General features: G+C 64.6%; 10 protein-coding genes and 2 pseudogenes. 1 reads left to right on the top strand and 11 read right to left on the bottom strand.

Annotated elements, in window-relative coordinates:
* Positions 1-34 precede the first annotated feature (34 nt).
* The 5 genes from hcaB to QOC76_RS28425 form a co-directional block, all read right to left on the bottom strand.
* Entirely contained in the window at positions 35-841 is an 807-nt protein-coding gene (gene hcaB / locus QOC76_RS28405; protein WP_526362817.1) for a 3-(cis-5,6-dihydroxycyclohexa-1,3-dien-1-yl)propanoate dehydrogenase, read from the bottom strand.
* Positions 838-1,146 carry a hypothetical protein gene (locus tag QOC76_RS28410; RefSeq protein ID WP_526362819.1) on the bottom strand — a complete coding sequence of 103 codons (309 nt, stop codon included), beginning with the start codon at positions 1,144-1,146 and terminating at the stop codon, positions 838-840. Before QOC76_RS28410 ends, hcaB begins: the two co-directional genes overlap by 4 nt.
* Positions 1,143-1,733, bottom strand: coding sequence for an aromatic-ring-hydroxylating dioxygenase subunit beta (locus tag QOC76_RS28415; protein WP_526362821.1), 591 nt, complete (start codon positions 1,731-1,733; stop codon positions 1,143-1,145). The genes QOC76_RS28410 and QOC76_RS28415 overlap by 4 nt, the downstream gene beginning before the upstream one ends.
* Positions 1,730-3,133: an aromatic ring-hydroxylating oxygenase subunit alpha gene (locus QOC76_RS28420; protein WP_526362823.1), complete on the bottom strand. Its 1,404-nt coding sequence runs from the start codon at positions 3,131-3,133 to the stop codon at positions 1,730-1,732. Before QOC76_RS28420 ends, QOC76_RS28415 begins: the two co-directional genes overlap by 4 nt.
* Before the next feature lie 295 nt (positions 3,134-3,428).
* Positions 3,429-3,935 (bottom strand): Lrp/AsnC family transcriptional regulator, encoded by a 507-nt coding sequence (locus QOC76_RS28425; protein ID WP_526362825.1) that lies wholly within the window; start codon positions 3,933-3,935, stop codon positions 3,429-3,431.
* A 158-nt stretch (positions 3,936-4,093) separates the two neighbouring features.
* Between QOC76_RS28425 and QOC76_RS28430 the strand changes: the two genes are divergently transcribed.
* Complete coding sequence (locus tag QOC76_RS28430; RefSeq protein WP_526362827.1) at positions 4,094-7,555, top strand: indolepyruvate ferredoxin oxidoreductase family protein; 3,462 nt, start codon at positions 4,094-4,096, stop codon at positions 7,553-7,555.
* Positions 7,556-7,874: 319 nt separating this feature from the next.
* On the opposite strand, the pseudogene QOC76_RS28435 reads toward QOC76_RS28430, so the two are convergent.
* The 6 genes and pseudogenes from QOC76_RS28435 to QOC76_RS28460 form a co-directional block, all read right to left on the bottom strand.
* Positions 7,875-8,176: pseudogene (locus QOC76_RS28435) on the bottom strand (S9 family peptidase); the annotation flags it as partial.
* Positions 8,176-9,963 carry an N-acetylglutaminylglutamine amidotransferase gene (locus tag QOC76_RS28440; protein WP_526362829.1) on the bottom strand — a complete coding sequence of 596 codons (1,788 nt, stop codon included), beginning with the start codon at positions 9,961-9,963 and terminating at the stop codon, positions 8,176-8,178. The pseudogene QOC76_RS28435 and the gene QOC76_RS28440, both read right to left, overlap by 1 nt.
* Before the next feature lie 16 nt (positions 9,964-9,979).
* A complete protein-coding gene (locus QOC76_RS28445; protein WP_526362843.1) occupies positions 9,980-11,338 on the bottom strand; it encodes a circularly permuted type 2 ATP-grasp protein in 1,359 nt (452 codons plus the stop codon).
* Positions 11,339-11,515: 177 nt separating this feature from the next.
* Positions 11,516-12,604, bottom strand: a pseudogene (locus tag QOC76_RS28450) (carboxylate-amine ligase); the annotation flags it as partial.
* 335 nt (positions 12,605-12,939) lie between these two features.
* Positions 12,940-13,416, bottom strand: a complete 477-nt coding sequence (locus tag QOC76_RS28455) for a DUF7229 domain-containing protein (protein WP_526362831.1) — start codon at positions 13,414-13,416, stop codon at positions 12,940-12,942.
* A gap of 316 nt (positions 13,417-13,732) precedes the next feature.
* A complete protein-coding gene (locus tag QOC76_RS28460; RefSeq protein WP_526362845.1) occupies positions 13,733-14,062 on the bottom strand; it encodes an Hsp20/alpha crystallin family protein in 330 nt (109 codons plus the stop codon).
* Positions 14,063-14,620: the final 558 nt, after the last annotated feature.

The following is a 14,620-nucleotide window of genomic DNA, read 5'->3' on the forward strand; positions in this document are numbered from 1 at the left end:
GAATCCTCTCTCGATGGTGGGCGGGGTTGGACGGTCAACTGCGCTTGCGCGGCGCGCCTGCGACTCCCATGCCACCATCGGGGTGGATGACGTCACCGGTGATGCCGCGGGCTCGATGCGAGGCCAGGAAGACGTAGCTCCAGGCGTGGTCGTCGGCGGACAGCGCCACCTGCAGCGGAACGCGGCCCGCGAGTTCTTCGGCGCGGCCGGGAGCGCTCGCGATGCTGCGGTCCGCTGTACCCAGGCTGGCGAGCCCCCGTAGGTCGGTGCCGAGGGTGCCGCCGGGGGCCACACCATTGACCCTGATGTGTGGGGCGAGGTCGTGGGACAGTGCGGTCACCAGTCCGCGGACGGCGAACTTGGAGGCGACGTACAGCACTCCGCCGCGACCCGGGTAGTACCCGGACGTCGACTCGGTCAGCAGGATGACCGGACTTGCGGATTGCCGTAGTGCGGGGAGCGCGGCCTTCACCGAGTGCAGATGACTCTTGACGTTGATGCGAAATATCTCGTCGAAGGCGTCGTCGATGACGTCGGCGTCGAGATCTGTGATGCTGCGGTAGAAGTCGAAGACGCCCACGCAGTTGACGAGGACGTCGAGACCACCGAATGCCGCCACCGCGGCGGCGACGGCGTCGTCGTTGGCGACACGGGTACTGGCATCGCCGCACGTGACCGCTACGTCGGGGTGCTCGGCGCTCACTGCCGAGCACTTCTGCTGATCACGCTCGAGGACGGCCACGCGGGCGCCCTCCGCGACGAAGACCTCGACGACCGCTCGGCCGATCCCGGATCCGCCGCCGACGATCAAAGCCCGCCGATCGGTGAGCCAGCCGGTCACCACGACTCCGGCGCCGACTCAGCGGGCTCATCGCCGACCAGGGATCCGAACGGATGCCCGATCATCGCCGAGAAGGTCGCCGTGCCCTGCCACGTCAGCGCCTCGGCTTCCAGCGGACACAAGGCCACCCACTGACCCGATCGAAGCGATTCGATCAGCAACCGCGAACCGTTGCGGGTGTCCACCCGGGTGATGCGAACCTCAGCGAATTCATTGCCGATCGTGATCGATTGTCCGACAGTGTGTTCGAGAAGGGCGCTGCGCTCCGCGCTCGACCGCGCCTGTTCGTCGGACGGCGTCGTCACAGGAACACCGCGAGGTTCTGCATGCGGATGACGGAGTCGTCGACGTAGATCGTGCGACGGGCGAGTCGCCACTGCCCGCCCTCCTCGCATCGCAACAGGTCCTCACGCCCCGCAGAGAGGAAGGCGCCCTCGCGCACGTCACCTCTACTGCGAAACAGCAGGGTGGCCGACTCGACGACCAAGTGATCGGAGTCGGCGGTGGCGAAGGTGCGCACGTTCGACAGGTGATGACGGAGCCGCGACGGCGGATCCTCGGTCCAGGCGTGCTCGGTGAGGAAACGGGCCACCCGGCGAGACAGTGAGTACTTGTCCTCGTCGAAATGCGCCATGCCGGGGGCGGTGTCGTAGCCGGCGGCCAGTGCCGTCGTGACCCTGACCGGCATCAGGTAGTGGATGTCCTCGGCGAGTGTCTCGAGCCAGTCTGAGTAGGCCTGCGCATCGAACAGGTATGTCTCATCCACCAGCCACTGGTGCGCCAGGAGATGCCGTTCATCGCCGAAGCCGAGCGACCTGCCCGTTCGTGCGACTCGGGATGCGTTGGTGCCGAGCCGGGACCGAGCGGAATGGGTGTCCGCGACAGTACTCATATTCGCGACACCGCCGGATGTTCACCGTTGGCCGCAGTACCGTTCGGCGGCGCGTCGAGCGTTGGGTCGGCGATCGACCTGGCAAGGTCATCGGCCCAGCGCCGCAACAGTTCGCGCTGATTGAACTCGCTGTACCCCTGCCGCGCGATGCCGGGCCCACTGAATCGGTCGGCGGATAGTCGTGGCGCCACTTCGGTACCGTCGGCAAGCAGACCCATCCGGCTGTTGAGCAGCAGCCGGCGGGCCATCGACCCCGCAGCGGTGTTCGTCAGCGACACCCAGTTTTCGACGTCGTCCTGTTCGAACATGCCGGTGCTGCCGAAACACATCAGATAGGCCTTGTAGGAAAGGGCCTTGAACTCTTCCGGGGCCGCCGCGTCAACGGCGAACCAGGACAGCACCTCGGTCTCGTCTTCGCTGATCGGCTGCCACTGCCGCAGCGTGATGAATGGCAATACGTCGTCGCTGTCGCCGACCTTCGGCCAGTTGTGCACGAAGGACAGGTTCGGGTACAGCGATGCCGCACTGAACATGAAGCCGTCGGTACCGATGATGGCGAGCTGTTCGGATGTCCAGGATTGCTTCATGCGCTCGATCATCGGGTCGGGGTATCCGACGTAGCGCAAGCGCTCTTCTAACGTTCCGTCGGGAAGTTTGTAGGTGGTTCCCCCGCCGCTCCCTGCCCAATACAGTGCTCCCTCTTTACGTTTCTGAGCGTTGGGCTCGCGGAACAGGCCGATCTCCACGACCGAGGTGTGGGTCTGGGGCGTGTGGTACATGTCGCCGGCGAAGTTCTCGGCGCCGATCTTCCAGTTCGCCTTGATCCGCCACCGTTGCGGCCCGTGCAACTCGATGCCCCCGGAACTCTGCTTTGTGTAGAAGTCGAGGTAGAACCGGAAGTCGCCGAGATAGTCCTGCAGCGGAGGCGCTGCGGGATCCAGGCTGAGAAAGATCATGCCGTTGTAGATCGCGATCTTCGGGGCGGGCAGGAGCCGCTGCCCCTTGCGGGCGAACCCCTCCTCGCCGCCGTAGGCTTCCTGGTGGAACGGCAGCCCGACGATCCTGCCGTCGTTGCGGTAGGACCAGCCGTGATAGGGGCAACGGAAATGCGATGCGTTGCCCATCTCCGCACGGCAGACCTGCATTCCGCGATGTAGGCACATGTTGAAATGGGCTCGGACGGCACCACTTTCGTCGCGAGTGACGATGAAGGAGTCCTCGAGAATCCGACGCACAACGTAATCACCGGGCAGCGAGATCTCGGATTCGTGACCCACGAAGATCCATGCCCGACCGAAGATGTGACGCTTCTCCAGCTCGAAGATCTCCCGATCGTTGTAGATATGGGCCGGGATCATCCCTCGTCGAACGTCGTGGAGGACTCCAGACTGGTCGGTCATGACGCCTTCCTTCTACGCCAGGTCGATGCAGCTTCGTGGCAGAGGCGCTTCCGGTAGGACAGACCTTCTCGATGTCGTCGACGGAGCGCGCCGGAAAATACCTCGCTCATAGAAGCGTCGACGTCGATGTGCATGTGTATTCCGAACTCTCCGCTCGATCGTCGTGGGAGATTGAACGCGTCGATGTAGATGCTAGGACGTAAAGCATGGATAGTACATATATCCTATAATATGTTCAATGCTTAACGCCGGACACCACCTCGGCCCGCCAACCGGGATCGGGTGGGTCGACGGCCTAACCCCTGGAGGCAGGCGTCGACCGTCCCCAGCCGGCGTCCTTTGTGATCTCCTTGAGCAACGGCACCACTCGGTAGGGCAACGGTGTCGTCAGCGCCAGCGTGGTGGTCGAGTGGACCACCCCAGGGGTTCCCACGATCTGTTCGATCAACTGCTGCAGGCCGGCCTGAGTCTCGGTTGCGGCGCGCACCAGAAGATCCTCGCGCCCGGTCGTCGCATGTATCTCCAGCACCTGCGGTATCCCTTTGAGTGCTTTGACGATTGGCCCCAGACGCCCCTGTTGCACCTCGAGCCCGATGAAGGCCTGGGTGGCCACTCCGGCGTGCGCGAGGTCGAGCTCGGGTCGGTAGCCGGTGAGCAGACCGCCTTCCTCGAGCCGCTTGAGACGGGATTGCACGGTGTTGCGCGAGATACGCAGCATCGACGCCATTTCCACGACCCCGGCCCGAGCGTCGCGCGCGAGCATCTCCAGCAGCTCGACGTCGAGTCGATCGATGCTGAGCATCCGAACCACCTCACTAAGTATCGCTTGGCATCAGCTGAACGGCCGGGTCAGTTGAAATGAGTTTAGTTGACCAAGAATCCGATCAAAGCCAGCCTTGACTGTACTTCCGAATCACAAGCCGTGTACCGGCTTCATCAACACCTGGACGGTGGATCACCTTGTCAGATCTTCGTACGGCCGGACCGGATCCCCTCCTGAACGAACGCTACCGGGCTTCCTCCGGGCCGGTTCTGTTGACCGGAGTCCAGGCGGTCGCACGACAGATGGTCGAACAGCACGAACGCGATAGGCGCGCCGGACGGCGCGTCGCCACCTTCGTCTCCGGCTATCAAGGCAGCCCCCTCGGAGGTCTGGACCAGCTGTTGGCGGGCCTGCCGGAACTCAAGTCGGAGCACCACGTTCATCTCGTGCCCGGCGTGAACGAAGAACTCGCGGCCACATCGGTGTGGGGTAGCCAGAACGACCTGCCGTCGGGCACCGAGTCGTACGACGGAGTGATCGGCGTCTGGTATGGGAAGGGGCCCGGTCTCGACCGCGCCAGCGATGCGTTGCGGCACGGCGCGATGTACGGGGCGAATCCGGCCGGGGGCGCCGTCGCCCTCGTCGGCGATGACCCCGGCGCGAAGTCCTCGAGCCTCCCGGTGGCCAGCGAGCGATCCCTGGCTGCGCTGTCGATGCCGATCTTCTTCCCCCGCAACGCCGAAGAGGTCGTCGCGTTCGGCATGTACGCCGTTGCGCTCTCCCGCGCATCCGGATGCTGGCCTGCCATTAAGATCGTCGCCGACGTCGCCGACGGCGTCTGGACACTGGACCGCGACTTCGCCGATTTCGACATCACCGTTCCGACGGTCGAGTGGGACGGGCGACCCTGGATCTACCGCCAGCGCCTGTGCGCCGCCCCACCGGACAGCCTGCTCGCCGAAGCCGATCTCTACGGCCCTCGCTGGGCGATGGTGCGTGCTTTCAACGCCGCCAACGAGATTGACCGCATCGAGGTGGACCCCGCGCAGGCGTGGCTGGGCATCGTCGCCGTCGGCACTGCGTACGACACCGTACGCGAGACACTCCTCGAACTCGGCGTCACCGATCACGATCTGACGCGCAACGGCATCCGAATTCTGCGTGTCGGCATGCCCTATCCCCTTGGGCCTGAGATCGTTTCGCGGCTGGCCCGAGGCGTGGAGCAGGTTCTGGTCGTCGAGGACAAGGCGGCGTTCGTCGAGACTCAGGTCAAGGAGATCCTCTACGGCCAGTCCGCCGCACCGCAGATCCTCGGCAAGCGCGACGCAGGCGGCGAGATCTTGATTCCGCCGGACGGCGAGCTCACCGTTGCGCGCCTGCTCGCGCCGTTGCGTGCGGTGCTGAAGGACAGGTTGGCGCTCACCCCTGCGGCACCGCCGTCGCTCGAACTCACCGTGCTTCCGGCGAGCCGAACCGCGTATTTCTGCTCCGGCTGTCCGCACAACCGCTCCACCGCTGTGCCGGAGGGGTCGCTGGCCGGCGGCGGGATCGGTTGCCACACCCTGGTCACGATGTCCGCACGCTCGGACTCTGCGGTGACCGCGCTGACCCAGATGGGCGGCGAGGGTGCTCAGTGGATCGGCCAGTCGCCGTTTACCGACGTCCGGCACATCTTCCAGAACATCGGCGACGGAACGTATTTCCACTCGGGACAGCTCGCCGTTCAGGCGTGTGTCGCTGCCGGAGTGAACATCACCTACAAGATCTTGTACAACTCGGCGGTCGCGATGACCGGAGCCCAGGACGTCGCGGCGGGCTTGACGGTTCCCGAGCTCACTCACAAGCTGTGCGCCGACGGGGTCAGGAAGGTGATCATCTGCGCCGACGAACCGGAGCGGCACAAGGGCGCGGTGTTGGCCGACGGCGTTGTGCTGTGGCACCGCGATCGCCTCGACGAGGCGCAGCGTCTCCTGCGTGACATCGAGGGTGTCACCGCCCTGATCTACGACCAGCAGTGTGCGGCCGAGGCACGGCGCAAGCGCAAGCGCGGAAAGCTGCCTGCCCGCCTGACGCGGGTGGTGATCAATGAGGCGGTGTGCGAAGGCTGCGGTGACTGCGGAGTCAAGAGCAACTGCCTGTCAGTCCAGCCTGTCGACACCGAACTGGGCCGTAAGACCCGGATCGATCAGAGCACCTGCAATACCGACTACACGTGCTTGGACGGGAACTGCCCGTCCTTCGTCACGGTCGAGCTTCCGGCCAAGGGTGTCACCGCCGGGGCGTCGGATCGTCCGGCCCCACCGGACGTGCCGGAGCCGGCACTTCCACCAATCTCCGGCACTTTCAACCTGTTTCTGGCGGGCATCGGTGGAACGGGGATCGTCACCGTCAATCAGGTTCTCGCAATGGCCGCGTTGCGGGCAGGCCTGCATGCCGAGGGACTCGACCAAACGGGCCTGAGCCAGAAGGCCGGCCCGGTGACGTCGCACCTGCGGATCAGCACCGAGCCCGTCGCGTCATCCAACAGGATCAGCCAGGGAGCCGCCGACTGTATTCTGGCATTCGACTTGCTCACCGCCGTGGAACCCAAGAACCTCGCGGTGGGCAATCCGGAGCGCACAATCGCGATTGCGTCAATCAGTAGGACCCCCACAGGCGAGATGGTCTACGACGGCAGCATCGAGCATCCCAGCGACGAGGTGCTGCTGTCCCGGCTGGATCTCCGGACCCGCTCGCTGGTGTCCTTCGACGCGCTCGCGGCGGCAGAGCAGTTGTTCGGCAACACCACGACGGCGAATTTCCTCCTCGTCGGCGCGGCGTATCAGGCCGGTGCGATTCCGGTGAGCGCCACCGCGATCGAGGAGGCGATCTCCCTCAACGGAGTTGCCGTGCAAGTGAATCAGGCAGCGTTCCGGTGGGGCCGGGTGGCGGTCGCCGAGCCGGATGCGTTCCGGGCCGCGACGGTTGCCCCCGGTGGCGATCGAGTCCTCGTGGTACCAGATCATCTCTTCGCGACGACCTCGGTCGCCGGGTCCGCCCGTGAGCTCCTGCAGCGGCGTGCCGCAGACCTGGTTGCCTACCAGGGCGACCGCACCGCCGCCCGGCTGATCGCCCTGACGCAGCGGGTGTGGGTAGCGGAGCAGACGGTCACCGGAAGGACCGACCTCTCCGAAGCGGTGATCCGAAACTTCTTCAAGCTCATTGCCTATAAAGACGAGTACGAGGTCGCCCGCATGCTGACCGATCCGGCGTTCCTCGCATCGGTGAGGGCACAGGTCCCCGGTGGGGAGAATCTAACTTTCAAACTGCACCCGCCGATGCTGAAGGCGCTAGGTCGCGAGAAGAAGATCGGTATGGGCCCGCGTACTCATGTCGTGCTCCGAGTCCTCGCACGCGGCAAGTGGCTCCGGGGGACTGTCCTGGATCCCTTCGGACATAGCCGCATACGGCGGACCGAACGCCGTTTGGTCGCGCACTACGAACGAACGATCAACGACTTGCTCCAGTCCCTCACTTCCGACTCGTACGAACGAGCAGTGGCCGTAGCCTCTGCCCCTGAGCTGATTCGCGGCTACGAGGAGGTCAAGATTCGCAGTCTCGCAACGTATTCGGCGCGTCTGACAGAGCTCGGAGTGGAACCCCCGCAGCTGTCTCTCTGACCAACCACAGATACCCCGGCCGATGGCCGGGGCGATCTGTAACCGATGACGCGACTCAGGTGTAACCCATGACTCGACTCATCACAAAAGTGGAGCTAAGGGGAATGAACCCCGTACAACACCTGCGGAAATGGCCTCTGAACTGGGACGCATGTTCGGTAGCGAGGCATCGATCGCGATCCACATCCCCGATGACAGCTGCCCGCGCAGCCGCTCGCCGTCGACCTGGACCCTGAGAACGGCTGGCTCATCGCGCCGACGTTAATTGACCAGCTACCGTCCTGCTCACCGCGGCGTCACGCACAACGGTCCCATTGTCCTCTGGAGAACGGGGCGGCCAATAGTCGATACGGTGGGCGTCGCGGTCGTCGGGATCGGTTGTCAACCCCGACATCTGGGTATGCGCGACCTCACAGGCCAGCCAGTAACCGTCGGCGGAGTGTATGACCTTGGTGACCTGCCTTCGACGGGGAGCTCCGCATCGCGTGATGAACTGGCGGGCCAACCGCGCAGGAAGCCCTGGACGGCACGCAGGTAGCCGCCTTCGTCGACGAGGTACGCAAACACTGTCGCATCTGGTAACAGCGAATCCGCCGTTGCTGCGCGAATCCGTAGCGCCATCAACGCTCGTCCATGCTCTGCAGCCACATCTCCAGCACCGCCAATTGCCATAAGGCGTTGGCGCCCAAGGTGGTCCGCGTATCGTTCGGTGCGGCCAGAAGCCTATCCAGAGTTTCCCCGCGGTAAAGGCCGCGCGACCGCGCGGCGTCGTTGGTCAGCGAGTCACGCACCATGTCCATGATCTCGCCGTGCAGATGACGGATGCCCGGCACGGGGAAGTACCCCTTGGTGCGGTCGATCACCTGGGGGGGCAACAACGCTCGCGACGCATCCTTGAGCACGCCCTTGCCCCCGGACGCCAGTTTCAGCTCGGCAGGACAGGTCGCGGCGAGTTCCACGAAGTCGTGGTCGAGGAACGGCACCCGGGCCTCCAGACCCCACGCCATCGTCATGGTGTCGACTCGCTTGACCGGATCATCGACGAGCATCACCTGGGTGTCCAGCCGCAGCGCCGCGTCGACGGCGGTCTCGGCGCCCCGGCCGCTCTGGTGGGCCCTGACGAACTCCCAACTCGGATCTTCCTCGGTCACAGCGTATTCAGGAGTGAAGATGTCCAGCACGTCGGCGTGGCCCCGGTCGAAAAACACCCTGGCGTACGCCTCGGTCGTCTGCGCGCGAGCGACGTTCGCCAACGGCGGGTACCAGTCGTAACCAGCGAGGATCTCGTCGGCGCCCTGACCGGACTGCACCACCTTGACCGACTTGCTGACCTCCTCGGAGAGCAGATAGAAGGCCACGCAGTCGTGACTGACCATCGGCTCACTCATCGCGGCGATGGTCTCCGACACCGCGGGCAGCAGCCGGGAACTGTCGATGTGGATGCGGTGATGATCTGTGTCGAACGTCTTGGCCACCAGGTCCGAGTAGAAGTATTCGTCTCCGGATTCGCCCCCGACGGAGTCAAAGCCGATCGAGAACGTGGCCAGTCCACGCTGGCCCTGCTCGGCCAGAAGGGCGACGACGATCGATGAGTCGATGCCACCTGAGAGCAGGACGCCCACGGGGACGTCTGCGACCATGCGCCGCACCACCGCGGTGCGCAGAGCGTCCAAGAGCGCGTCCTGCCAGTGGCGAGGACTCCATGAGGCGCGACCCGGATCACGTTCGAAAACCGGTGTCCAGTAGACGGTGTCGGCGTGCGAACCGTCCGGCTGTATCACCCGTACCGTCGCCGGCGGCAGCTTGCGCACACCGCGGTACATGGTGCGGGGCGCGGGAACCACCGAATGGAAGCTCATGTAGTGGTGCAGCGCCGAACGGTCCAGTTCAGTGTCGACGTCTCCGGCCTTCAGCAGGGCGCGCACGGTGGAGGCGAACCGCAGCCGGCCCGGTCGTTCGGCAAGGTACAACGGCTTTATCCCGAGTCGGTCACGGGCGAGGGTCACCACACCCGTCGCACGGTCGGCGATCGCGAAGGCGAACATCCCCTTGAAGCGGTCCACGCATCGGGCGCCCCACCGGTGAAACGCCTTGATCACCACCTCGCTGTCGGCTGCCGAGAAGAACCGGTAACCGATGGCTTCCAGCTCCGTGCGCAAGTCCTCGTAGTTGTAGATGCAGCCGTTGAACACCAACGTGAGTCCGAGCTCGCTGTCCACCATCGGCTGGGCGCCGCACGCGGACAGGTCGATGATCGACAACCGTCGGTGCCCGAGTGCGATGGGTCCCTGGGCCACGACGCCGTCTGAATCCGGGCCCCGAGATTCCATCGCATCAGTCATCCGGGCCACCGCGCCGACGTCGGCAGACCGACCGTCGAAGCGGAGTTCCCCGCAGATACCACACACGTTGTGTTCCGTTCCCCTACGTCGATGCCTGATGACGTGGGTCGTCCCCGGTAAGTATCCAGGTGTCCTTGCTGCCGCCACCCGACGAGGAGTTGACGATCCGTGACCCGTGGGCCGCCACCCGGGTCAATCCGGCAGGCATGACCTCGGCCGTCACGTGATCCGTAGCGTCGGGACGCAGGTGCACGAACGCTCGCAGGTCAACGTGCCGAGGGTACATGCCCTCCCCGTCGAACGTCGGATGGGTGGACAGCGCGATCGTCTCCTGGGCGATGAAACGCTCGGGCTGGCTCAGCAGTTCGCGTCGACGAGCCTCGAGTGCTTCTTCCGTCGCTTCCGGACCGATGAGGACGCCGATTCCTCCGAATCCGTCGATGGGTTTGACCACGAGTTCAGCGATGTTGTCGAGCACATAATCGCGTTGGTCCCGTTCGGCGCAGACCCATGTGGGCACCTGCGCGAGTATCGGTTGCTCGCCGAGGTAGTACTCGATCATCGCCGGCACGTGCGTGTAAATCGCCTTGTCGTCCGCGATTCCGTTGCCGAGCGCGTTGGCGATGGTCAACGTGCCTTCGCCGACCGCGTCGAGTAGGCCGGGTCGGAGCGGAGCGCCGTCGTAGCCGGTGGACGACAGCAGCATGTCCTCGTCCATCCGCGCATACACGACGTCGACTGGGCGAACGTTGGAACCGCTGTGCCGCAACAGTTTTCCATCAGACACGGATAAATCGGAGGACTGCACCAGTGCAATGCCCAGCTCGGCCGCCAAGAAGGTGTGCTCGAACCAAGCTGAGTCATCCCAGCCGCCGGAGAGCAGCGCCAACGATGGTTGGTCTTCGCATCGCGCGGGCGCTGACGCTCGCAGCGTTTCCAGGAGCATCGCCGGCACCAAGTCGACGTCGGCGATCGCGAGAGGTCGTTTTACTTCGGGGAGATGTTTGGTCAACAGCCGGCGATTTACGACGGCGTACGCGATCCCCGACGGGATGCGCAGATTGTCCTCGAGCACCATCCAGTTCCCGGCACGGTCGCACACCAGGTCGGTGCCGCAGATGTGTGCGCGCACCGCGTCCCGCGACAATCGGCCCGCCGATCGGAACGCGGGCGCCCGATCCAGCGCATGTACCGCAACCACACCGTCGCGCACGATGGCCTGCTCGGAATAGACGTCACGTAGGAAGGCATTCAGCGCCTTTGCTCGCTGCCCCAGCCCTGCTTTCAGGTCCGCCCACTCGTCGGCCGCGATGAGTCGCGGCATCAGGTCCAGCGGAAACACCTGCGCACGGCTCTGGCCGCTGACACGGAAGGTGATGTTCTCGGCGCGCTGATCCTCTTCGACGTAGCTCTCGCGGGCCCGCAGCACGGCCACCCCCATGCCGGCGACGGACCGCAGAATCTCGTCGTATGCGGGCCGAGGCAGACCCTCGGTATCGACCGCTTCGTCGTAGCTCGGCGCGCGCTTGTCGACGGGATCGAACACGCGGTGGGGGTGATAGCCGAAGAGCAGCGTGGGGTCCTCTGTGACTGCGGCTGCCGCGTCGGGCCAGTGGCCCGCGGTTTCATCGATCAATTGGTCGACGACGTCGGTGAGGCGACCGCGCCTGCGCAGTGCCCTGCGCTGCCGCGCGGCTGAAGTGCCTGCGATCAGCACTCCGTCGGCCAGCTGGCTGACCACGTCCCAGTCCCCCGCCGCCTCCAATTGTGGACGCACCAGCCGCAGCAGTTCCGTCACCACTTCCACGGCGGGCCGGCCCTGCGGCCCCGTCACGTCAACGAGGTCACCTTCGAGCCCGGAGCGGGCGGCGCGCCACAGCGCCGCGCGACCCAGCGGTGCGGAGATCGCCAGGGCGGGCACCCCTGCGCGCAATCCCTCCGTCTCACGTTCGACCATTGCCCGAAACAGTCCAGCGATCAGCACGATGGTGTCTAGCGAAGGGCAGCTGTCGCAGACCCGAAGCTCGAGGGTCGGCGCCTCGACCGCAGGCCGGACGTCGAAGTACACCATGCCTTTGTCGGCGATCGCGCCACTGCTGACCAGGTCGGCGACCAGCTGGTCGAATTCGGCCGCCGACGAAACTGGCGCTGCCAGGCCCGTCGTCGGCCATCGCTGCCACACCAAGGTCCGCCCACTGGAATAGCCGGTGTCGGACCCGTCGGCCCAGAAGGGTGAGCTTGCGCTCAGGGCAAGGAGAGTCGGCACGAACGGCGCAACCCGGCTGGCGACCGCAACCGACTCGTCGCGGTCGTCGACGCCAATGTGTATCTGGGTACCGCAGATGAGCTGTTCGCGGGCCAGCAGCTGGTAGTCCGCCAGCATCTGCCGGTAGCGCGGGGTTTGAGTGACCTGCATCTCAGCTGGCACCGACAACGGCACCGCCCCCGCTGCGACCACGCCGATCCCGAGCTTCGTTGCGGCATCGGCCAGAGTTTTTCGGTGTCTTTGCAGATCGGCCCGCAGCCCATCGAGCGTGTCGACGACCTCGCTGTTTATCTCGACTACGCACCGCTGAAGCTCGGCCACGTAGCTGTCGGACAACTCGGCCAAGAGTTCCGGCGCTCGTGCGGTCAGGCGTCTGGTCTTGAGATCGACGAGATGGAATTCCTCCTCGACTCCCATCGTCCGTAGCGTCACGTCTGGCACTTACCCACGGTAATTGACGCTCAATACAACCGCGTAAAGCCGGACGCCGGTCCTCGGCAGTCATACGGATTGGGCGTACCACCCTGGCAGCGCGACATGCGCTTGAACCGTCAATGCGGTCCGTGCGGGTGCGAGGAGAGGGCAGGAGGCCCCCTTTTTGGTTCGCCAGTTGACGGGAAAGCTGACGTGACGTGCCCGCCTACAAATAGGAATTCTGAAAATCGGCCAAAAACTGTGGAGCTAAGGGGAATCGAACCCCTGACCTACTCGATGCGAACGAGAATTCCTGGGCGTTTGGCGGCTCAAGCTATGACGGTCGTACCGGAAGGCCCAGGTCAGAGCGTTGGGTCTGCGGGTTGCCGGAAGCCGCCGGAAATTCTGCTGCGGGTTCCCTGCGGGCTGGGACCGGAACCACCAGCAGCCAGCAAACCGTTTGCCGGACCAGTGCATCGCCGCCCTGTCGTGTAGTCGGGAGACAACAAGTTCAGCCTGGGATCTTGTACTCGCCGGTCGCGCGGTGTGCGGCCATAAGCAATTCGTGGTACGTGAAGCTCAGCTTCTCCATCGGGAACAAACCGTGCCGGTAGCAACTCAAGAGCAATGTCCTCAAGAATCGCCAGGCTGAAGCGCCGGTAGCGGCCTGCCGTTCGCCTCGGCTCAACCTTGGTGCCGTCAGGGAGGGTGAACTTGTTGTCACGGAGACCTTGGTCCAGCCAGCTGTAGGAGCGCCCGAGCATGGCTGCAGCCTCCCGGGCCGAGTATGTGGGCTCGATCCCGAGGGCGGCGATCTGAGCGGTGGGATCGGGTGACATTGACATAACCTCCTGCGCTGTGTGGCATTTGGTGGCGTGCAGTTGCGCACTACCTCCGCACTTTCAGACCGGAGTAAGCACAAATTACAGTCCAAGTGCCACAGGACAGATACGAACTCGGGGAGGCATTCAGGCACCCGGAGGTCCGGGCACTCAGGCTGTGAACTGCGGGTTCGTCTCACAAGGCTGCGCAGAACCTGCGCAGTTTCCGACATCAAAGTATGGCGCAGCGCCCTCGATGCGAAATGAGCATCAGCAACTGTCAAGGCCCGGCGGCATAACCCGCCTGGACCCCGTCCGGTGAAGAGAGGTGAGGTTAGGTCGTGGTGTGCTGGTCGGCTGAGTCGCTGGGCTCGATGACCGTTGTTTCCTCACTTGCCCGGGCGGTGATCTCGACGCGGCGCGGCTTGGCTCGTGCCGCCACCGGCAGGGTTACGGTCAGCACCCCGTTTTGATAGGTGGCGGCGATGTGGTCGGCGTCGATGTCCTCACCGAGGGACAGGCGACGCAGGTAACTGCCGGTGCAGCGCTCGGAACTCAGCCACTGCACGTCGACGCGCCTCGATCGGCCCGTCGATGTCGGGCGGATATCGGGTCGATGCTGTCGAGGTACCCACGCGACGCAAGGCCCATCAACTGGGCACAGCGCGGTGGGCTTGCGTCAGGCGGGGAAATGTCTCCTGACGCCGAGGCCACATTTCACAGCGCATCATGCACGCTTTGGTAACCACGTGGTTGTTGCTTCGAACGGCACTCCTTTTCGTCAGGAGCGCCGTCCGACTTGTGTTGGCCGAACTCCCGAGGCCCGTCGCGGTCGGCTCGCCGAAGCAAGCACACTGCGAGCTGGGTGATCAGACCGACTACGCGGATCGATTGGGACGCCGCGTCTGGATTACTAACCGCTCCAACCGGAATCGGTCGAATAGCTCGCAGCTATGGATTTGCGCAAGCCTTTGGGCTCGCCGTGTGAATACGTGGTTCGACCGCGAGAGATCGAACAATGTGCGCGTGCGAGACAACGGCCACACCGCGAAGGCGCGATTGGTGCGCTACGCGGTGAAAGTGCCCTCTGAAGCTAACTCCGGGGCGTAGAGCGAAGACATCGACGCGTGACGAGAACCGTCCCAGTGATGCCCGTGATGGCCACCGCTGTAGGCACCCAGGACGAATCCGCTCCAGAAGATGACGGCGACGATGAAAACGA

Origin of the sequence: Mycobacterium sp. (assembly GCF_032159565.1) — a bacterium.
Classification (GTDB): Bacteria; Actinomycetota; Actinomycetes; order Mycobacteriales; family Mycobacteriaceae; genus Mycobacterium.

Bases quoted from the DNA above. Each gene is read 5' to 3' on its own strand.
- QOC76_RS28415 (WP_526362821.1), bottom strand. From the start codon at position 1,733: ATGAGTACTGTCGCGGACACCCATTCCGCTCGGTCCCGGCTCGGCACC.
- QOC76_RS28420 (WP_526362823.1), bottom strand. From the start codon at position 3,133: ATGACCGACCAGTCTGGAGTCCTCCACGACGTTCGACGAGGGATGATC.
- QOC76_RS28425 (WP_526362825.1), bottom strand. From the start codon at position 3,935: ATGCTCAGCATCGATCGACTCGACGTCGAGCTGCTGGAGATGCTCGCG.
- QOC76_RS28445 (WP_526362843.1), bottom strand. From the start codon at position 11,338: ATGGGGGTGGCCGTGCTGCGGGCCCGCGAGAGCTACGTCGAAGAGGAT.
- QOC76_RS28455 (WP_526362831.1), bottom strand. From the start codon at position 13,416: ATGTCACCCGATCCCACCGCTCAGATCGCCGCCCTCGGGATCGAGCCC.